Here is a 19365-nt window from a genome sequence, read left to right on the forward strand (position 1 = left end):
CTCACCAACATTGCCCGCGCCCGAAGGCGACGACAAAGCACAGCACCAGCAACGCACTGCACGCTGCAGAGCGCGAATAATGACATGACGTCATTATCAATGCAACATTATTCAGTACAATAATGCCAATAGTTTTCTTGCCAATCAAAGGTTTTTTTGATAATTCCTACGGCGCGGGGCGGCGCATGTATTGTTGCGGTGCCTCCAGTGGCGCAAAACCAAAGCCCGCATACAGAGCATGCGCATCATCGGTCCCCAGCATCCAGGCGACATCGCGCAAGCGTGCATCGCCGAGCACGGCAGCCACCACCTGCTTCCCATATCCGCGCCCCTGAAAAGCGGGCAGCACAAACACATCGCGCAGGTAGGCAAAATCCGTGTAATCGGTGATTACCCTGGCGAAAGCCACTTGCTGGCCATCGACATAGCCGCCAAAACACAGGGCGTTGGCGATCCCCTTGCCCACCGTTTCAATCGCCACGCCGCGCTTCCAATACGACTGTTCGCTCAGGTAGCGGTGGATCATGGGGATGTCAAGTTCGTCGCGCTCGCTGGAAATGCGCAGTGGCGCGTGCATCAGTTCTTGAACAACAAGTCAGCTTCGGCGATGCTGGGCTCGCCGAAGTACACGGTGCGCAAGCCGCCCTTGGCATCGCTGCCCATATACACGCCAGTCATGCTGCGCTCGACGGGATCGTACAGGATGGTGTAGTGGTGGCCGCAATTGTGCGGTTCGCAAACACTGCTCAGCAGGCGTGCCTTGCCATCAATCTCGACAGGCTTGAGCGGACTAGCCACGCCGTCCGGCACCCAGCGCTGTCGCTTCAGGCCGGCTTTTTTCAAGCCCACATTGAAGGCCTTGCGAAAGGCGTAGTCCGCCTTGTAGACGTCGGGGAAATACGGACAGGTGTGGCCACCGTCGCAGCTTTGCGCTTGCTCAACGAGCGACAGCTTGGGCGTTCGCGCTTGTGCCGGCATGGCGGCCAGCGCTACGGCGGCGCCCAGAAACAAGGGGAACAGCATACGTGCGGACATGACATCTCCTAAAAGCATAGTGTAATGCGGGCAGCATAGCAGAATGCCATGCTTGCACAACGGCATCAAGGAGAGCAGCGGATGCCGACGACCCCGTTAACCTTGCCTTCGGGCCAGCCCGTCTCGCGCCAGCGGTACACGCCGGGTGCGACGATGATCAACTGCCATTCCACCAGCTTGCCAGCGGCATTGAGGCGGGTTTCATTGTCATAGCGCAAAGTCAGGCTGCGCTCCGTTTCTGCCACCACGGTCGCGGCAAAGCGATTGGTTTCACCGAGCTTGCTCTTCCAGGTGCGGTCGTTGAAGATCGCCAGCCGCTGATGGTCGTCAGACAGCTGCATGCGCGTAAAGTGTCGCGCTTCTTCGCAAACACTATTGGTATTCACGCTGTCGGACCAGCTACCAGACAGTTGCGCGGCATCAAAAGGAGTCGGGGTGGCGGCCACGGCCACACTCAGCAGCAAGGTTGCAAGCATAGTTTAGCGATAGAAAGCGAAAAGTATCATCATGGTCAACGCAGCGCCTGCATGATGCTGGACGGCAATGCGGGTGTGCGCCGGTGCAAGGTCGCCTGCTCGTAGGCATATGCCATCGCAATGAGCGGCATTTCGCCATGGGCAGGGCCGATGAAGGACAAACCGATGGGCAAGCCCCCTGCCAGGCCGGCAGGCACCGTAATGTGCGGCAAGGCAGACTGCGCCTGCGATACCCCATGACACGTGGGTCCCACCAGCGCATCGAGCCCATGCGAGCACAGCAACGCTGCGATGCCGCCGGGCTCGGACGCGGGCGGCGGCTCGATCAGCTCCGCACCCTGTTCGCGCAGCACCAGCAGTGCCTGCTCGATCACGGCATCGGTCCCGGCACACTTGCCGAACAGGTGGCGCGCCACGCCGATTCGGCGCCCATGCAAGCCGGCGACATCGAGCACCATGCCATCGGCCAGGCGCTCGCCATTCAGAGCAGCGAGCAGCCAGGCCGCCTCGCGCACGCTGGGTGCCATCGGCCCCGCCGTGGCTGGCTCACCGCCCTGCCCGCTGGCAGGCCTGCCCGTGGGCTTGATGGCAACCAGGCCGCACGTCGATGCGGGCGCGACGATGGAACCGTCCGCCGCGCTGTCCACGGCCAGGATGGTCAGGCCGGCCCAGCTGGCACTGGCATGCGGCACGCTGACGGCGGCCCACTGGCGCAAATTGCTTTTGCCGATGATGACGGCACCGGCCGCGCGCAAGCGCGCCGCGACAAAGGAGTCACAGCTGGCATGCGTGGCCAGCGGCGCCTGCGTACGCGTCTTCATGCGGTCGCCCGTGGCGATATTGTCGCGCAAAACGATGGGGATGCCATGCAAGGGGCCGCGCACCTTGTGCCCCTGCCGCTCACGGTCCATTTCCAGGGCAATTTTCAGCGCATCGGGATTGATTTCAATGCCGGGATAGGCACGCGCGCCGATGCTGCACAGGGAGCGGATACGGGCCAGGTACTGCGACGTCAGCGCATGGGAACTGAGCTTGCCTGCCTGCATCATCTGCTGTTGCGGCAACACGCCCGCATCGAGCAGATGGGCCATGGGGCTGGCGGGCGCTGTGGCACGGGGCAGCACGGGGCGCGACACGCGCGCTGGCACGGCCGCCGCGACAGGCTTCGCGTCCCGATATGCGCCGTTGCGCACCATATGACTACGCTGCATGGTATCTCCAGGAAACTTAAGTGTTTCTAACGCAATAATGCACTATCCATAGCATAGCAGCCCTTGCAACTCAATTGTTGTCGACGGGCATTAATTTTTAAGCAAAAAAAAACGCCGCCCGAAGGCAGCGTTTCTTGATGGTCGAACACTGGAGCAAGCCAGGCTGGCGTTTGCCCGGCCCTGCGAGCAGCGCAGCGTGACGAGCTATCAGTTGCGTACGACACGCTTGTATTCGTTGGTACGGGTGTCGATTTCGATGACGTCGTCCTGTGCCACGAACAGCGGTACTTGCACGATGTGGCGATGTGCGTCGATGGCGTTTTCGATCTTGGCTTCTTTCAGGACGTTGCCCGAAGTGTTGCCCTTGACTGCAGGCTCCGAGTACACCACTTGACGGGCGATGGTCGTAGGCAGTTCAACGGAGATAGCCTTGCCGTCGTAGAAAATGGCTTCGCATTCCATGCCGTCCTTCAGGTAATGCAGTGCATCGCCCAGGTTTTCTTCTTCGATTTCGTACTGGTTGTACTCGGTGTCCATGAAGACGAACAGCGGGTCGGCGAAGTACGAATACGTCACTGGTTTTTTATCCAGAACAACAACGTCAAACTTGTCGTCGCCGCGGAACACGTTTTCCATCGGGGTGTTCGTCAGAAGATTTTTCATCTTCCATTTGTAGGTGAAGCCCGTGCGGCTCGAACCGTTGACATCAGAACGCAACACGATCATTGGCTTGCTGTCGACCATGATGATATTGCCAACACGAATTTCTTTTGCGGGTTTCATAGGAATGTACGTAAAAAGTGGGTTGCATGAAGATCATCTGCCGCCTGTGCGCCATCAGCGCCGCAAGCTTGCGTTTGATCGGTTAAAAATACGTTAGAAATAACCGGGCATTTTACCTTAATTTTTGGCAAGCGCCTATCTCGTCGCGCCGGCGAACGCCAGCAAGTTACTTGCCAGATCGCCATTGGACTGCATCTGCAGCTGCCAGGCCTGCGCGCGCGCCCGGATGCGCGCCAGGTCGGCCTGCAAGGCAGGCCACAGCAGCGTCCACGGCAAGGCATCCGCGCTGGCGCCATTCCAGGCCAGCGCCGCCTGCACCAGGCTGTCGATGGCACCCTCCGCATCCACCGCATGGCGCTGCAGGAAGGCGCGCAATTTCACGTGGTGCAAGTTTTCATCCTGCAGGTAGATATGCCAGAGAAAAGGCTGGCCGGCCCACTGGGCGCGCACAAAGGAATCCTCGCCGCGCACGAGATTGACGTCGCAAGTCCACAGCAGGCGGTCGTAATCGTCTTGCGACACGAACGGCAGCACGCGCACGGTGAGCGCACCGCGCGTGCGGGCCGCACCGGCGGTGGCATCGTCGCCGATAAACGCTTGAACAGCATCGAATGCGACGCCTTCCGGCACCAGGCACGTCACGGGTTCGCTGCCCGCCTGCCAAACGCCAAACAGCTCGGCGACCGGGGCGGACGGATAGCAAAACAGCGACACTTTCAAAGCAGACATTTCCGCCTGGCTCACACCGAATTGCCCCAGGAATGCCGCCATTGCGCCGGCATCAGCCTGGAATGCCAGCCTTTTTTCGTCGAGCGCCGCTTCGCGCAGCAGGCCGCCCGTTTTATTCGTAAAACCGGGAAAGAAGAAATGCTTGATCATGCCATGGCGCGGCGACGTCAGCGCATGGCAGCCCTCGACCCACTCTTCCGCTGTCAAGCCTTCCAGGTTCAGCCACACCGGCTGCGGCGCGCATTGCGCCATGGCCGCGATGTAGCCGGGCGGAATGTCGCAGGCAAAAAACTCGATGACGATGTCGGCAACATCGGCAGGCGCAAACACGCCATCCTGATCGCGCCAGTGGCGCACCGTCACGCCGCTGGCCTGCTGTATTTCCGCCGCCACGTCGATGCCGGGGCAGATGCGCTGGAAGCTTACAAGATCGTCAACCCACAAGGTGACGGCAACGCCATGCTCCCCGCTCAACTGCCGCGCCAGGCGCCAGCAAATGCCAATATCGCCGTAGTTGTCGACGACTTTGCAGAAGATGGCCAAGGATGGTGCGCGATCGCTAGGTAGTGACATGAGCAGGCAAAATGATGGGAAAACGTTGGCATGCCGGCAAACAACAAAAAAGCCGCGCTGTTACCAGGCGGCTTTTTTGTTGGCTGATTCAGCCGGTCTGGCGTCCCCAAGGGGATTCGAACCCCTGTACTCACCGTGAAAGGGTGATGTCCTAGGCCTCTAGACGATGGGGACAGAAAATCTGTCCTGGATGCGCTACCCTGCATCCCGGCCTCTTGCTACTTGCGAATCTGGCGTCCCCAAGGGGATTCGAACCCCTGTACTCACCGTGAAAGGGTGATGTCCTAGGCCTCTAGACGATGGGGACAGAAATCTGTCCTGAATGCAGTACTCCGCATCCTGACCCGGTACTGCAGCAATGTTGCAGAAACAAAAAAAGCCTGACTTGTCAGGCCCGTTCAGCACTGCGCTATTACCTTACAACTAAATCCTGGCGTCCCCAAGGGGATTCGAACCCCTGTACTCACCGTGAAAGGGTGATGTCCTAGGCCTCTAGACGATGGGGACCTGTGCTGGCTTTACTCTCAGCGGACTCTTCGTTGAAGGCTTTGCTTAGCCCCTCAAAAAAGCGTGCGCGAAGTTTAACACGAAGCGATTCACGAAATCAACTGCTGGCCTCTTATTTTCCATCTTATTGCACTTCCCGCCCCCATGGAAACGCGATGATGGCAGGAAGGCAAGCAAACGGGCGATCAGTCTGCCTGGCGCAGGACAGCATCCGTGCCAGCGATGCGCACGTCATGCATCTGGCTCAAATAGGCTTCCAGGTAAGCCTTGTGCGACGCCCCCACCACCACCAGGACGCGCATGCCAGGCCGCGCCATCATGACTTCGCGGATATTCGATGCCATGCGCAAATTGCGCGTCTCCCAGTAGGCCACGTAATTGCGGCCGAAATGCTGTGGCGACGGCTCTTCCAGCGCCGCACCGAAATCGCTGCGGAAGATCAGCTCGGCCTGGCCAGGCTCGTTATAGGCACGGTACATGGCCAGCACGCCTGCCGGCGTCGCCAATGCCGCTTCCAGCGCTGCACTGCTACGCTTGCGCTGCGCCGTATGCGGATTGTCCCACGCCTTCATGATCGCCTCGCCGGAAGCCTTTTCCTCCCGCGCATTGTCGGCGGGCGCGTCCGACGTATGGTCGTCCATGGCATACACCTGTTCATGACCGCTCTTCGCCGCCACCACGGCTGCGATCAGCACATCCTCGCCGCCCCGCTGCAGCCGGTCATTGAGCATGCTCACCAGCCTGGCATCAAGCCCGTCGCCCGCCCGTCGCTCCGCCTCCGGCAGACGCAACCATTGCACCAGCGCGGATGCCCGCTCGCCGCCAGCCAGGAACAGCGACGCCAGGGTGCGCCGCTGCGCGGCGGATGGTGCCGCCGGCCATGCGGCCAGCAACCGCTGCGCCTGCACGGTGGCCGCCACCACATCCAGGCCGGTCGCCGCATGCGCGGCGGCAGGATCCCAACAATAGGACTTGATCGTGTCCGCATAGCGTTGCGGGTAGCTGCGCAGGTACGCACACTGCAGACCGGACAAGGCCTCGATGGCAATGGCTTGCGGCTTCCAGCCCAGCAAGCGCGCGTTCAAGGTGCTCAGATGCGCGGGATCAAACGACTTCGGCAACTGCGACAGGTGCGGCGTGCCCAGCACCATCACCTCATTGATACGCCCCGATTGCAACTTGTAGGCAGCGGGATCGAAGGGAGCAGCAGGTGCCGCGGCAACGAAAGCCGGAGCGGAAAAGAAAGCGGCAAACAAAATGCTGACAAGCAAACGGGACATTCCACCTCCGGAGTTAAGTAATTCCATGAATACTGACAGGCGCAAAAACCGCCGCATGCGCAAACCTGACTATCGGCAGCTTCAACGCCAGAAATCTTAAACACCCGACACTACAATCTCCACCCCAAAGCGATGAATGGTAAAAATGGCATTCCGAAACGCAAATGATGCGGATATGCCGCGCGCGAGCAACAAGGAAAGCAGAAAGTAAAGGCGAAAAAAGCCGCTCAAGGCGACTTTGATTTATTCACTAGCTGTTTCTGCGCTGTTGGTGGAGGTAAGCGGGAGCTAAGCACTGACCGCTTGCATGCCATGCAAGTGCGCTAACAGCTTAGCCATATTCCCCCGAGCGAAGAAATCGCTGACGCAAATAAAAAAAGCCGCTCAAGGCGACTTTGATTATCGATGACTTCTGCGCTGTTGGTGGAGGTAAGCGGGAGCTAAGCACTGACCTCTTGCATGCCATGCAAGCGCGCTAACAGCTTAGCCATATTCCCCTCGAGCGAAGAAATCACTGGCGCAAATAAAAAAAGCCGCTCGAGGCGACTTTGATTTATTCACTAGCTGTTTCTGCGCTGTTGGTGGAGGTAAGCGGGAGCTAAGCACTGACCTCTTGCATGCCATGCAAGTGCGCTGACAGCTTAGCCACATTCCCCGGAGGGGTGTGGCGGAAAGTGTCGCGCAAATAAAAAAAGCCGCTCAAGGCGACTTTGATTATCATGTGACTTCTGCGCTGTTGGTGGAGGTAAGCGGGATCGAACCGCTGACCTCTTGCATGCCATGCAAGCGCTCTCCCAGCTGAGCTATACCCCCCGGGCGCAGAAACACTATTACTTCTTCACTACCAAAACACCAGACTGAACTGGCGTCCCCAAGGGGATTCGAACCCCTGTACTCACCGTGAAAGGGTGATGTCCTAGGCCTCTAGACGATGGGGACCACGGAACGACGTTTGCTACCTTACTTCTGCGCTGTTGGTGGAGGTAAGCGGGATCGAACCGCTGACCTCTTGCATGCCATGCAAGCGCTCTCCCAGCTGAGCTATACCCCCCGGGCGCAGAAATAATAAAAGCCGCACTTGGCGACTTTGTTCCACTACTTGCTTTCCATCCAGAACCCGTTTTTTACCGGCCTGAACTTACAACAATCAGTACAAACAACTGCCACTACTATACCACAACTACTTGGCGTCCCCAAGGGGATTCGAACCCCTGTACTCACCGTGAAAGGGTGATGTCCTAGGCCTCTAGACGATGGGGACCGCGGAACTTCCAAACAACATCTGCACCACTTCAACGACTAACAAAACCTGACTGCGATTTTGCTGCTGGTGGAGGTAAGCGGGATCGAACCGCTGACCTCTTGCATGCCATGCAAGCGCTCTCCCAGCTGAGCTATACCCCCGTTGGTGCAGAAACAAGAGTATAGCAAAGAAGTTTCACTCTGCAAATACCCTTTTACGCCTATGAGCAACTTTTCATAGGGGAGGTTTCCGCGCCCTGTTTTTACGGTTCTTTCGTCGCGATGCTTACAGCCACTTTGCCAGGCGCGCCAGCACGGTCTCGCGACCGAATATCACCACCACCTGATCGATGGCCGGCGTCTGCAGCTGGCCCGTCAAAATCAGGCGCAAGGGCATGGCCAGCAGCGGCATCTTGATGGTGTTGGCAGCCAGCACTTCCTTGATCATGGCGGCCACGGCTTCCTTGCTCCACTCCACCGCGGCGATGCGCTCGGCAAACTGCACCAGCACGGGCTTGATGGCATCCGTGATGTGCTGCGCCACCAGTTCCGCTTCCGGCTGCGGCTCGCGGAAGAACAGCATCGAGGCGGCAGCCAGTTCATTGACCGTATTGGCGCGCTCTTTCATCATGCCCAGCACTTGCGCCAGATCAGGCGCGCCTTCGAAGACGGCGCCGGCGGCCAGCATTTGCGGGCGGGCCAGGTCGGCCAGACGGATGTTGTCGGCCTGCTTGATATAGTGGTTGTTCAGCCAGGCCAGTTTTTCATTGTTGAACTGGGCCGCCGATTTCGACAGGTGATTCAGGTTGAACCACTCGCAGAACTGCTCGGTCGAGAACACCTCATCATCGCCATGGCTCCAGCCCAGGCGCGCCAGGTAGTTCAACATCGCTTCCGGCAGGAAGCCTTGCGCCGGGTAATCCATCACGCTGACGGCGCCGTGACGCTTCGACAGCTTTTCGCCGTCCGCACCCAAAATCATCGGCAGGTGACCATACAGGGGCAGCGGTGCACCGATGGCGCGCAGGATATTGATCTGGCGCGGGGTGTTGTTGACATGGTCGTCGCCGCGGATCACGTGGGTGATCTGCATGTCCCAGTCATCGACTGCCACGCAGAAATTATATGTCGGCGTGCCGTCCGGGCGCGCGATCACCAGGTCGTCCAGCTCGCGGTTGGAAATCGTGATCGTGCCCTTGACCACGTCGTCCCACGTCACGTCGCCATCGAGCGGGTTCTTGAAGCGCACGACGGGCTTGCGATCAAAGGGGACGGCCGGCAGGGTCTTGCCCGGCTCCGGGCGCCAGGTGCCGTCGTAGCGTGGCTTTTCGCCAGCGGCGCGCATGCGCTCGCGCATCGCTTCGACTTCTTCCGGCGACGAATAGCAGTGATATGCAGTGCCTTCGGCCAGCATCTGCGCCACCACTTCGCGGTAGCGGTCCATGCGCTGCATCTGGTAGAACGGGCCTTCGTCGTGGTCCAGGCCCAGCCACTTCATGCCTTCGATGATGGCTTGCACGGCTTCCGGCGTGGAGCGCTCCACGTCCGTGTCTTCGATGCGCAGCACGAAAGTGCCGCCGAAGTGACGGGCATACGCCCAACTGTACAAGGCGGTGCGGGCGCCGCCCAGGTGCAGATAGCCGGTCGGGCTGGGAGCGAAACGGGTACGAACGGGAGTAGCGGTTGTGGTCATCGAAGTAATCAGGCTTTGAAGAAAAACACCATTTTACTCTGTTGACCGCCGCCGCTCCATAAGCGACATCACAGCTGCATCAGCCGACTTTTCACCTCGTTCGCCTGGGCATGCAGCGCCAGCTCGAACAAGGCGACCAATTGCGACAAGGGCCGATGCAAGGGCTTGACCAGATTCACGGTGAACGGCAAGGACACGGCGAAGCGGCGGACTTGCAAGCCCTGCCCCGCGTAATCGAGGGCCGTGAGCGGATTGACGATGGCCAGCCCCACGCCCTCGCGCACCATGGCGCAGACGGAGGCGGCGCTATGCGTATCAAGCGCCATGCGCCGCTCCACGCCAGCCTGCGCGAAAATGGCGTCGATCTGCTGGCGGTAAGGGTCGACGGCGGCCAGGCTAATGAAAGGCTGGCCAGCAAAGTCTTCCGGAGCCAAGGTCATCTTGCCGGCCAAAGGATGGCCGTCGGGCAGCACGCACACTTCATCGACGGACATCAGGGTATCGAGTACGGTACCCGGAGGCGCATTGCCCACTTCCGTCAGGCCGATATCGTGGCGCTGCGCCGACAGCCACTCTTCCAGCAGCGGCGACTCCTGCGGCGTGATGCTGATGCTCACCTTCGAAAAATCAGCCACGAAGCGCTTGCACGCCTGCGGCAGCAGCGACTGGGAAAACACGGGCAGGCAGGCGATCGACAACTGCCCCTGGTCGAACTGGCGCAAGGCCGCCGCCGTGCTGACGATGCGCTCCAGGCCGAAATACGCGCGCTGCACTTCCTCGAACAACTGCAGCGCCTGGGCCGTGGGGCGCAGCCGCCCCCGCTCGCGCTCGAACAGGGTCAGGCCCGTCAAGTGTTCGAGGCGCGCCAGCTCGCGGCTGACGGTGGGCTGCGAGGTGTGCAGCATGGCGGCGGCGGCCGTCACGCTGCCCGTCGTCATGATGGCGCGGAAGACCTCGATATGGCGCAAGGAGATAGTCATGGTCATATCATAAATGAATAAGGTAGGCCCAAATGGATATTTTATAGTCGAAGCGCAATCGGCCATCATGCAGTCATCTCCCCATTCCCCCGAAAGCACCCGATGAAGCCCGTCAACGACCAGACCCTCGCCCAACTCGCCCAGGAACACGGCACGCCACTATGGGTGTATGACGCGGCCACCATCCGCGCCCGCGTGGCGCAGCTGGCGCAGTTCGATACCGTGCGCTTCGCGCAAAAGGCCAATTCGAACATCCATCTGCTCACCCTGATGCGCGAAGCGGGCGTGCACGTGGACGCCGTGTCGCTGGGCGAAATCGAACGCGCGCTGCAGGCAGGCTTTACTCCGGCGCAGACCAACGGCGCCGCCGGCGTGGTATTTACCTGCGACCTGTTCGACCGCGCCACACTGGCGCGCGTGGCGGCGGCGAAGATCGAAGTCAATTGCGGCTCCGTCGACATGCTACGCCAGCTGGGCCCAGTGTCTCCCGGCCACCGCGTCTGGCTGCGCATCAATCCCGGCTATGGCCATGGCCACAGCAACAAGACCAATACCGGCGGCGAAAACAGCAAGCACGGCATCTGGCATGAAGAGCTGCCAGAGGCGCTGGCCGTCATCCGCGCACATGGACTGCACCTGGTGGGCCTGCACATGCACATCGGCTCCGGCGTTGACTACAGCCACCTGGAAACCGTCTGCGGCACCATGGTCGACCTGGTCAAAAACATGGGTCATGACCTGGAAGCCATTTCCACGGGCGGCGGCCTGTCCGTGCCCTACCGGGAAGGCGAACAGCCCGTCGACACTAACCACTACTTTCAGCTGTGGGATGCGGCGCGCAAGCAGATCGAGGCGCACCTGGGCCACGCCGTGCACCTGGAAATCGAACCGGGCCGCTTCCTGGTGGCCGACGCGGGCCTGCTGGTGGCCGAAGTGCGCGCCACCAAGCAAATGGGCGGCAACCACTTCACCTTGCTGGATACGGGCTTCAATGAACTGATGCGCCCCGCCATGTACGGCAGCTACCATGAAATGTCGGTGATTGCGCATGACGGCCGCGCTCTCGATGCCAACCCGGCATGCCCCACCGTGGTCGGCGGCCCCCTGTGCGAATCGGGCGACGTCTTTACCCAGCGCGATGGCGGCGTGGTGGAAACCCGCTTGTTGCCCGCAGCGCAGGTGGGCGACTACGTCGTCTTCGAAGGCGCAGGCGCGTATGGCGCGTCGATGTCGTCGAACTACAACAGCCGCCCGCATGCGGCCGAATACCTGGTCGATGGCGAGGCTTCGCGGCTGATCCGCCGCCGCCAGACAGTGGCAGAACTGATCGCGCTGGAACAGTTCTAAGCGGTTTCCGATACCCGCCCCGTGCGGGCATGCGCATCTGCTAACATCGGGGCAACTCGATGAAAGCCCGCCATGCCCGCCCTTGCACTTCCCTTCCGCAGCATCACCCGGCTGCTGCTGCCCCTGCTGCTGTCCGCCGTCCTTGCCGGCTGCGCCGCGCTGCCCTCGCTGGACGGACGCAGCGCCTCCACCGTCATCACCGATACGGCGCACACCCAGCTGGCCACGGCCATAGCGCCCATGGTGGCGCAGCATCCCGGCGTGTCCGGCATTTACCCGCTGGTCGATGGCCGCGACGCCTTTGCCGCGCGCGCCCTGCTGGCCGCCGCCGCCCAGCGCAGCCTGGACGTGCAGTACTACATCTGGCACAAGGACATCACCGGCACCCTGCTGTTCGACGCCCTGCGCCAGGCGGCCGAACGGGGCGTGCGCGTGCGCCTGCTGCTCGACGATAACAACACGGCGGGCCTGGACCAGACCCTGACCATGCTGGGCAAGCAGCAGAATCTGGAAATTCGCCTGTTCAATCCCTTCGTGCCCCGTGCGCCGCGCGCGCTGGCCTTTGTCGCCGATTTTTCACGCCTCAACCGGCGCATGCACAATAAATCGTTCACGGCCGATAACCAGGCCACCATCGTGGGCGGGCGCAATGTGGGCGATGAATATTTTGGCGCGGCCGGCGATGTCCTGTTTGCCGACCTTGACGTACTGGCCGTCGGCCCCGTCGTCAACGAGGTCTCGCAGGAATTCGACCGCTACTGGAACAGCGCCTCGGCCTACCCGGCCAGTCTGCTGCTGACCAGCCCCGTCGATGGCGACGCTGCCACCATCGCCGCCGAAGCGGACCACATCGACGACACCAGGGCAGCCGGGGAATACGTGCAGGCGCTGCGCACCTCGCCCTTCGTCAAGCAGATGATGGAACGCACCCTGCCCTTCGAATGGGCGCGCACGCGCATGGTCAGCGACGACCCGGCGAAAGTGCTGGACAAGGCCCGGCCAGGCACGGGCGTGGCGGAAAACCTGCGAACCCTGCTGGGCGTGCCGGAAAAGGAAGTGGACCTGGTGTCGCCGTATTTCGTTCCCGGCAAATCCGGCACCCAGGCCTTTGCCGATCTGGCAAAACAGGGCGTGGGCGTGCGCATCCTGACGAATGCGCTGGAAGCAACCGACGTGGCGGCCGTGCATGCGGGCTATGCGAAGTGGAGGAAACCGCTGCTGGAAGCGGGCGTGCTGCTATATGAATCGCGCCGTTCGTGGGAAGCAGGCGATGCGCGCGCGCAGCCGGGTCACCTGGGCAGCTCCGCATCGAGCCTGCACGCAAAAACCTTTGCCGTCGACGACCAGCGCATCTTCGTGGGCTCGTTCAACTTCGATCCGCGCTCGATCGCATTGAACACGGAAATGGGCCTCGTCATCGACAGTCCCGCGCTGGCCAGCCAGTTGGGGAAAGCCATGCGCACCACCATCCCGCAGCGCGCCTACCAGGTGCTGCTTGGCGACGATGGCGCGCTGTACTGGCTCGCCCGCGACGCCAACGGCGGTGTCACGCGCTACGACACGGAGCCGGGCACCAGCGTGTGGAAGCGCATGGGGGTGGCGATTCTGTCGGTGCTACCGATCGATTGGCTGCTGTAAGCTGTTTTGCCAACACTGTTGTCGGATTACGCGGGGCTTTGCCCCGCTAATCCGACCTACGCTCTTCGCAAGGTCATCGTAGGTCGGGTTAGCGCAAAGCGCGTAACCCGACAAGCACGTAGCCCCCTCTTTTACCGCACCGCTTCCGTCAACACCCGCCCTTCCGACGCGGACGGCTGGCGTATGCGCAGCAAATGGGCCAGGGTCGGGGCGATGTCGACCACTTCCGCGTACTTGCCATAGGCGCCCGGCTTGATCCAGCGGGGACCGAATACCATCAGCGGCACATTGGTGTCATATGTGTACGGCGTGCCGTGCGAGGTGCCTCTAACGCCCTTGCCGAAGTACCAGGCCGGTTTCGTCACCAGCATCAGGTCGCCCGACAGCTGGCGGTTCCAGGCACGGCGCATCAGAGTATCCATGCGCGTGGCCACCGCCCCCGATTCCATCTGCGTGCGCGTGTAGACTTGCGCCAGGCCGTCCTGCTGCAGCAGGAAGCGGGCTGCCGCGTCTTCCAGGGCAGCGCGATTGACGCCGCTCTTTTCCGCCAGCGCGTAATCGAGGTAGATATTCGGCAGCGACGACGACGTCACCAGCTTGTCCGTGCCCAAGGTCGTGGCCAGGTGCTGGTTTAATGCCGCCACCAGCTTGTCGCCGTCGATGCGCTTGGCGGAAAAGCCACCGCGCGCTTCCGTAAATTCAGGCACGTTGGCAAAACCATGGTCGGCCGTCAGCACCACCAGCACGTTGTCCATGCCGACTTTTTTATCGAGGTCGGCAAAGAAACCGGCCAGCATGCGGTCCAGGCGCTGCAGGTGGTCATGCGACATCTTGCTTTCCGGACCGTAGGCGTGGTTCACATAATCGTGCGCGGACAGGCTCACGCCCAGGATATCGGGCACGCCGGCCGGGTTGCGGCCCAGGTTCTCGCCATCGACGGCGGCGCGGGCAAATTCCAGGGTCAGCTCGTCGAGGAAGGGACCGGACTTCAGCCGGCTGTAGTACTCGCCATCGAGCTTGCCGCTGTCGCTGTAGTAGGCGAACGGGAAGGTGTTGCGCGTGCCCGGCTTGGCCGGCACCAGATCATCACGGGCGTCCCGCGCATAGGCCGAATCGGCCAGCAGCGGTGTCCAGCTCTTGCCGTAATAACGGTCCTGCGGCCTGGCCGCCTGGTAGCGCTGCACCCATTGCGGATGCTGCTGCATGTAATAGGTGCTGCTGGCGAAGTTACCCGTCTTTTCCATGTACATGTAGGCCGTGCCCGTTTTCCCCGCCAGCAGGATGGCGCCACGGTCCTTGCCCGAGACGGTGACGACCTTGGCCTTGTCGCCCGTGGAATAGCGCAGCTCGTCGCCCAGGGTGCTCACGCGCAGCTTGGTCGGCGCCGTTCCATCGTCGGGCTTCGTCTCTTCGCCGATGTAATGGAAATTGCCATCCTCGGTGCAATATACGGATTTTTTCGTGACGGGATCGATCCAGTTATTGCCGATCACGCCATGCTGGTACGGGTAGGCGCCCGACAGCACGGCCGAGTGGCCGATGGCGGTCACCGTGATGCCATGCGCCTGGTGCGCATCGCTGAACCACGCGCCCTGCTCCAGCAGGCGGCGGAAGCCACCCTGGCCGAACTGGTCGCGGTAGCGCGTCACCTGCTCCTGCGGCAAGCCGTCCACCACCAGCACCACCACCAGCTTCGGCTGCGCCGCCGTGGCAGCAGCAGGAACGGCCTTGGCCGCATGCGCCTGGCACTCCGCCACGCTGGCCACCAGCAGCAAGGCCTGCGCCAGTTGTCGGGAAAGGGAGAAATTCTTGCTCATATGCACTCATCCAAAGTTAGGCCACCGGCCAGCATACGCCGACTATATGACACAATAATGACAAGGGGCAACAATATAAAAAAGGCCAGGCTCCATCGCTGGAACCCGGCCTTTGCCGAAACAGATGAATAGGTCTGACTTACTTGACCGTCACCTTGATGCTTTTGCTCAACTCCGGCCCATACGACTGGTGCGCGCCATTGGCGAACTGCATCGTCAAGGTGTACTGGCCCGGCGGCAAGGTGACGTCCGTTTCCGTTTGCCCTTTGCCGAAATGCAAATGTTTGTCATCCATGGGTATCATCTCGCCCGCCTTCATCGACCCCACATTGATGAGCAAATGATGATGGCCCGTCTTGGCCGTCATGTCGCCGGCCGGCTTGACGTCCATGCCGCTGACGGCAAACTTGACCTTGAACGGACTGGTCACTGTCGCACCATCAACCGGCTCGACAAATGAAACGGACTGGGCAAACGCGCTGGCGGCCAACAGGCTGCCAGCAATCAGGACTGCAGCCTGGCGCAGGAATACGGTGGTCAATTGCATGATGTCTCCTCTTGTTTAATAACAACACGGACTGCATGAAACCATCCCCCGCTGACACTGGCGCATGGGAGCGCCAAGCCCAACGTTTAATCGTTCTTGATCACGATGCTAGGGAACTTGCTCGTCATATCCTTCGCCTTTTCCGCCACCTTGATGGCGATGGTGCGGGCGATCTGCTTGTAGATCACGGCGACGGGGCCATCCGGCTCAGCCACGACGGTGGGCGTGCCCGAATCCGTCTGCTGGCGGATCGCCATGGTCAGTGGCAAGGCGCCGAGGAATTCCACACCAAAGTCAGCGCACATCTTCGCACCGCCGCCGGCGCCAAAGATTTCTTCCGCATGGCCGCAGTTCGAGCAGATATGCGTGCTCATGTTTTCCACCACGCCGAGGATCGGGATGCCGACTTTCTCGAACATTTTCAAGCCTTTGCGCGCGTCCAGCAGCGCGATGTCCTGCGGCGTCGTGACGATGACGGCACCCGTGACCGGCACTTTCTGCGACAGCGTCAATTGAATGTCGCCCGTGCCTGGCGGCATGTCGACGATCAGGTAGTCGAGATCGCGCCAGTTCGTCTGATCCAGCAGTTGCTGCAAGGCTTGCGTGACCATGGGGCCGCGCCACACCATGGGCTCGTCCGGATCGATCATGAAGCCGATCGACGACACTTGCAGGCCATGGTTTTCCATTGGCTCCATGCTCTTGCCATCGAGGGTCTTCGGCTGGCCACTGATGCCCAGCATCATCGGCTGCGACGGGCCATAGATATCGGCGTCCAGCATGCCGACGGTGGCGCCTTCGGCGGCCAGGGCCAGGGCCAGGTTGACGGCCGTGGTCGATTTACCAACGCCGCCCTTGCCGGAAGCCACCGCAATGATGTTTTTCACGTTGCTCATCGGCTTCAAGCCGCGCTGCACCGTGTGCGAAATGATTTTCGACGACACGCCCACGCTGACGTTGCCCACGCCCGGCAGCACGCGCAGGGCGGCCAGCACGGATTTGCGGATCAGATCGATCTGGCTTTTGGCGGGGTAGCCCAGTTCGATGTCGAGCGAAATATCATTGCCATCGACTTTCAGATTCTTGACGGTTTTGCTGGAAACGAAATCTTTATGTGTATTTGGATCAATAACCTGGGCCAGCGCGGCCTTGACGTCTTCTACTGTGATGCTCATGTAAATCTCCGTGTGTACTACATATGTGCAATACGCGCAGTCTAGCGCAAATTTGCATGGCGCGATGGCGGCAAAAGCATCACTTGCCGGCGCTGCATCTGCTCTTATTGCCTTTCCGCTGTTAAAATGACCTATTATCCATCCCAAAAGTGCATCAATCATGACTCGCAAGCTGTTCGTCACCACTGCCCTGCCTTACGCAAACGCCGCTTTTCACATTGGCCACATCATGGAATACATCCAGGCTGATATCTGGGTCCGGTTCCAGCGAATGCAACGCGATGGCGCAGCCGGCCGTGAAGTGCACTTTGTGGGCGCCGACGATACGCATGGCACGCCCATCATGATCGCCGCCGAAAAGGAAGGCATCACGCCGCAGCAATTCGTCGCCAACATCGCCGCCGGTCGCGCCCAGTACCTCGATGGCTTCCATATCGCCTTCGATAACTGGTATTCGACCGATTCGCCGGAAAACGTCGACCTGTCGCAATCGATCTACCGCAAGCTGCGCGATACGGGCCTGATCGTCACGAAAACCGTCGACCGCTTCTTCGACCCGGTAAAAGGCATGTTCCTGGCCGACCGCAACATCAAGGGCGAATGCCCGAAATGCGGCGCCAAGAACCAGTACGGCGACAATTGCGAAGTGTGCGGCGCCGCCTACCAGCCGACCGACCTGGTCAACCCGTTCTCCGTGTTTACCAACGCGACGCCCGTGATGAAGCCGTCGGAACAGTATTTCTTCAAACTGTCCGACCCGCGCTGCTTCGAATTCCTCAAGGAATGGCTCAATACGCCAGGCCGCTTGCAGCCGGAAATGGTCAACAAGGTCAGCGAATGGCTGGGCGAAGCGGGCGAAAAGCTGGCCGACTGGGATATCTCGCGCGATGCGCCCTACTTCGGCATCCCGATTCCCGATGCGCCGGGCAAGTTCTTCTACGTATGGATGGACGCGCCCGTCGGCTACCTGGCCAGCCTGAAAAACTATTGCGACAAGAAAGGCATCGATTTCGACGCCTTTTTGAATGACCCGACAACCGAACAGATCCACTTCATTGGCAAGGACATCGTTTCCTTCCACCTGCTGTTCTGGCCTGCCATGCTGAAATTTGCCAATCACCCGGTGATCGACAAACTGAAAGTCAACGTCCACGGCTTCCTGACGGTCAACAACGAAAAAATGTCGAAGTCGCGTGGCACGGGTATTTCGCCGCTGCGCTACCTGGACCTGGGCATGAACCCGGAATGGCTGCGCTACTACATCGCCTTCAAGCTGAACTCCAAAGTGGAAGACCTGGACTTCAACGGTGAAGACTTTGTGGCCCGCGTGAACAGCGACCTGATCGGCAAGTACGTGAACATCGCCAGCCGCTGCGCCGGCTTCATCGCCAAGCGTTTCGACGGCAAGCTGGCATCAATGCTGTCGGAAGGCGCGCAAAGCTGGATCAACCGCGCACTGACGGTGGACGTAAACGGCGTCATCGTCGAGCGCCAGGCCAGCATCGCCGCGCACTTCGAGAACCGCGAATTCGGCAAGGCCTTGCGCGAAATCATGGAAATCGCCGACATCACCAACCAGTATGTCGATGAAAACAAACCGTGGATCCTGGCCAAGGACGTCGAAAAAACGGCCGAGCTGCACGACGTGTGCACCACGGCCCTGATCCTGTTCCGCCAGCTGACGATCTTGCTGTCGCCGGTCCTGCCGGGCGTGGCGAAGAACGTGGCGTCCTTCCTCAACGACGAACAATTTACCTGGGCCGACACGCAAGTGTTTGGCGACGCCGTGTCGAACAGCATGCTGGGCCGCACCATCGGCGCCTACAGCCACTTGATGACGCGCATGGATGCAAAGATGATCGAAGCGCTGTTCGACGCGCCGCAAGCGGCCGCCGCTATTGCAGCGCCCGCCGGCGACGCCGCCAATGACGCCGCCGCGCCAGCCGCTACCACAGCAGCAGCCGCCATCGAGGAACTGGCGCCCGAGATCAAGATCGACGACTTCCTCAAGGTCGACCTGCGCATCGCCAAAATCGTCAACTGCGAACTGGTGGACGGCTCGGACAAGCTGCTGCGCCTGACCCTGGACGCGGGCGAAGGCCGTTTGCGCAATGTGTTCTCCGGCATCCGCTCGGCTTACCAGCCGGAAGAACTGATCGGCAAGCTGACGGTGCTGGTAGCCAATCTGGCGCCGCGCAAGATGAAGTTCGGCATTTCCGAAGGCATGGTCATGGCAGCGTCCGCCGCCGATGAAAAGGCGAATCCGGGCATCTACATCCTGAACCCGTGGCCGGGCGCCGAACCTGGCATGCGCATCCGCTAAGGACCAATG

15 protein-coding genes and 8 tRNA genes are annotated in these 19365 nt (G+C 60.8%); 3 read left to right on the plus strand and 20 right to left on the minus strand.

Features of this window, described 5'->3' with window-relative positions:
• Nucleotides 1-166: 166 nt before the first annotated feature.
• The 17 genes from C8C89_RS22195 to C8C89_RS22275 all read right to left on the minus strand — a co-directional run bounded on the left by C8C89_RS22195 (nucleotide 167) and on the right by C8C89_RS22275 (nucleotide 10509).
• Nucleotides 167-577, minus strand: a complete 411-nt coding sequence (locus tag C8C89_RS22195) for a GNAT family N-acetyltransferase (protein ID WP_133992597.1) — start codon at nucleotides 575-577, stop codon at nucleotides 167-169.
• Nucleotides 577-1035, minus strand: coding sequence for an Ivy family c-type lysozyme inhibitor (locus C8C89_RS22200; protein ID WP_166674827.1), 459 nt, complete (start codon nucleotides 1033-1035; stop codon nucleotides 577-579). Before C8C89_RS22200 ends, C8C89_RS22195 begins: the two co-directional genes overlap by 1 nt.
• Before the next feature lie 65 nt (nucleotides 1036-1100).
• Complete coding sequence (locus tag C8C89_RS22205) at nucleotides 1101-1511, minus strand: hypothetical protein (protein ID WP_101480517.1); 411 nt, start codon at nucleotides 1509-1511, stop codon at nucleotides 1101-1103.
• A 35-nt stretch (nucleotides 1512-1546) separates the two neighbouring features.
• Nucleotides 1547-2722, minus strand: coding sequence for an amidase family protein (locus C8C89_RS22210; protein ID WP_133992602.1), 1176 nt, complete (start codon nucleotides 2720-2722; stop codon nucleotides 1547-1549).
• A 207-nt stretch (nucleotides 2723-2929) separates the two neighbouring features.
• Nucleotides 2930-3505, minus strand: a complete 576-nt coding sequence (locus C8C89_RS22215) for an elongation factor P (protein ID WP_100876390.1) — start codon at nucleotides 3503-3505, stop codon at nucleotides 2930-2932.
• Nucleotides 3506-3640: 135 nt separating this feature from the next.
• Complete coding sequence (earP, locus tag C8C89_RS22220; protein ID WP_133992604.1) at nucleotides 3641-4807, minus strand: elongation factor P maturation arginine rhamnosyltransferase EarP; 1167 nt, start codon at nucleotides 4805-4807, stop codon at nucleotides 3641-3643.
• A 98-nt stretch (nucleotides 4808-4905) separates the two neighbouring features.
• Nucleotides 4906-4981 (minus strand) — tRNA-Glu (locus C8C89_RS22225).
• Nucleotides 4982-5038: 57 nt separating this feature from the next.
• Nucleotides 5039-5114, minus strand: a tRNA-Glu gene (locus C8C89_RS22230).
• A gap of 124 nt (nucleotides 5115-5238) precedes the next feature.
• A tRNA-Glu gene (locus C8C89_RS22235) sits at nucleotides 5239-5314 on the minus strand.
• A 185-nt stretch (nucleotides 5315-5499) separates the two neighbouring features.
• Entirely contained in the window at nucleotides 5500-6594 is a 1095-nt protein-coding gene (locus C8C89_RS22240; protein WP_133992606.1) for a DUF5694 domain-containing protein, read from the minus strand.
• Between the two features lie 737 nt (nucleotides 6595-7331).
• Nucleotides 7332-7407 (minus strand) — tRNA-Ala (locus C8C89_RS22245).
• A 50-nt stretch (nucleotides 7408-7457) separates the two neighbouring features.
• Nucleotides 7458-7533 (minus strand) — tRNA-Glu (locus tag C8C89_RS22250).
• Nucleotides 7534-7569: 36 nt separating this feature from the next.
• Nucleotides 7570-7645 (minus strand) — tRNA-Ala (locus C8C89_RS22255).
• Between the two features lie 134 nt (nucleotides 7646-7779).
• Nucleotides 7780-7855 (minus strand) — tRNA-Glu (locus C8C89_RS22260).
• A gap of 67 nt (nucleotides 7856-7922) precedes the next feature.
• A tRNA-Ala gene (locus C8C89_RS22265) sits at nucleotides 7923-7998 on the minus strand.
• Nucleotides 7999-8122: 124 nt separating this feature from the next.
• A complete protein-coding gene (gene gltX / locus C8C89_RS22270) occupies nucleotides 8123-9529 on the minus strand; it encodes a glutamate--tRNA ligase (protein ID WP_133992608.1) in 1407 nt (468 codons plus the stop codon).
• Between the two features lie 68 nt (nucleotides 9530-9597).
• Nucleotides 9598-10509, minus strand: coding sequence for a LysR family transcriptional regulator (locus tag C8C89_RS22275; RefSeq protein WP_133992610.1), 912 nt, complete (start codon nucleotides 10507-10509; stop codon nucleotides 9598-9600).
• 102 nt (nucleotides 10510-10611) lie between these two features.
• Between C8C89_RS22275 and lysA the strand changes: the two genes are divergently transcribed.
• Both lysA and C8C89_RS22285 read left to right on the plus strand, forming a co-directional pair.
• Nucleotides 10612-11856, plus strand: a complete 1245-nt coding sequence (lysA, locus tag C8C89_RS22280; protein ID WP_133992612.1) for a diaminopimelate decarboxylase — start codon at nucleotides 10612-10614, stop codon at nucleotides 11854-11856.
• A gap of 72 nt (nucleotides 11857-11928) precedes the next feature.
• A complete protein-coding gene (locus C8C89_RS22285; RefSeq protein WP_133992614.1) occupies nucleotides 11929-13494 on the plus strand; it encodes a phospholipase D family protein in 1566 nt (521 codons plus the stop codon).
• A gap of 131 nt (nucleotides 13495-13625) precedes the next feature.
• Here C8C89_RS22285 and C8C89_RS22290 read toward each other — a convergent pair whose 3' ends face one another.
• The 3 genes from C8C89_RS22290 to apbC form a co-directional block, all read right to left on the minus strand.
• Entirely contained in the window at nucleotides 13626-15311 is a 1686-nt protein-coding gene (locus C8C89_RS22290; RefSeq protein WP_243858178.1) for an alkaline phosphatase family protein, read from the minus strand.
• Between the two features lie 139 nt (nucleotides 15312-15450).
• Nucleotides 15451-15858, minus strand: coding sequence for a DUF4399 domain-containing protein (locus C8C89_RS22295; protein ID WP_101480507.1), 408 nt, complete (start codon nucleotides 15856-15858; stop codon nucleotides 15451-15453).
• A gap of 86 nt (nucleotides 15859-15944) precedes the next feature.
• Entirely contained in the window at nucleotides 15945-17033 is a 1089-nt protein-coding gene (gene apbC / locus C8C89_RS22300) for an iron-sulfur cluster carrier protein ApbC (RefSeq protein ID WP_101480506.1), read from the minus strand.
• 160 nt (nucleotides 17034-17193) lie between these two features.
• Here apbC and metG point away from each other — a divergent pair, with 160 nt between their 5' ends.
• Nucleotides 17194-19356, plus strand: coding sequence for a methionine--tRNA ligase (gene metG, locus C8C89_RS22305; RefSeq protein WP_101480505.1), 2163 nt, complete (start codon nucleotides 17194-17196; stop codon nucleotides 19354-19356).
• Nucleotides 19357-19365 lie beyond the last annotated feature (9 nt).

Origin of the sequence: Janthinobacterium sp. 75 (assembly GCF_004365495.1) — a bacterium.
GTDB lineage: Bacteria > Pseudomonadota > Gammaproteobacteria > Burkholderiales > Burkholderiaceae_D > Janthinobacterium.

Bases quoted from the DNA above. Each gene is read 5' to 3' on its own strand.
- C8C89_RS22195 (WP_133992597.1), bottom strand. From the start codon at position 577: ATGCACGCGCCACTGCGCATTTCCAGCGAGCGCGACGAACTTGACATC.
- C8C89_RS22200 (WP_166674827.1), bottom strand. From the start codon at position 1,035: ATGTCCGCACGTATGCTGTTCCCCTTGTTTCTGGGCGCCGCCGTAGCG.
- C8C89_RS22205 (WP_101480517.1), bottom strand. From the start codon at position 1,511: ATGCTTGCAACCTTGCTGCTGAGTGTGGCCGTGGCCGCCACCCCGACT.
- C8C89_RS22210 (WP_133992602.1), bottom strand. From the start codon at position 2,722: ATGCAGCGTAGTCATATGGTGCGCAACGGCGCATATCGGGACGCGAAG.
- C8C89_RS22215 (WP_100876390.1), bottom strand. From the start codon at position 3,505: ATGAAACCCGCAAAAGAAATTCGTGTTGGCAATATCATCATGGTCGAC.
- earP (WP_133992604.1), bottom strand. From the start codon at position 4,807: ATGTCACTACCTAGCGATCGCGCACCATCCTTGGCCATCTTCTGCAAA.
- C8C89_RS22240 (WP_133992606.1), bottom strand. From the start codon at position 6,594: ATGTCCCGTTTGCTTGTCAGCATTTTGTTTGCCGCTTTCTTTTCCGCT.
- gltX (WP_133992608.1), bottom strand. From the start codon at position 9,529: ATGACCACAACCGCTACTCCCGTTCGTACCCGTTTCGCTCCCAGCCCG.
- C8C89_RS22275 (WP_133992610.1), bottom strand. From the start codon at position 10,509: ATGACTATCTCCTTGCGCCATATCGAGGTCTTCCGCGCCATCATGACG.
- lysA (WP_133992612.1), top strand. From the start codon at position 10,612: ATGAAGCCCGTCAACGACCAGACCCTCGCCCAACTCGCCCAGGAACAC.
- C8C89_RS22285 (WP_133992614.1), top strand. From the start codon at position 11,929: ATGCCCGCCCTTGCACTTCCCTTCCGCAGCATCACCCGGCTGCTGCTG.
- C8C89_RS22290 (WP_243858178.1), bottom strand. From the start codon at position 15,311: ATGAGCAAGAATTTCTCCCTTTCCCGACAACTGGCGCAGGCCTTGCTG.
- C8C89_RS22295 (WP_101480507.1), bottom strand. From the start codon at position 15,858: ATGCAATTGACCACCGTATTCCTGCGCCAGGCTGCAGTCCTGATTGCT.
- apbC (WP_101480506.1), bottom strand. From the start codon at position 17,033: ATGAGCATCACAGTAGAAGACGTCAAGGCCGCGCTGGCCCAGGTTATT.
- metG (WP_101480505.1), top strand. From the start codon at position 17,194: ATGACTCGCAAGCTGTTCGTCACCACTGCCCTGCCTTACGCAAACGCC.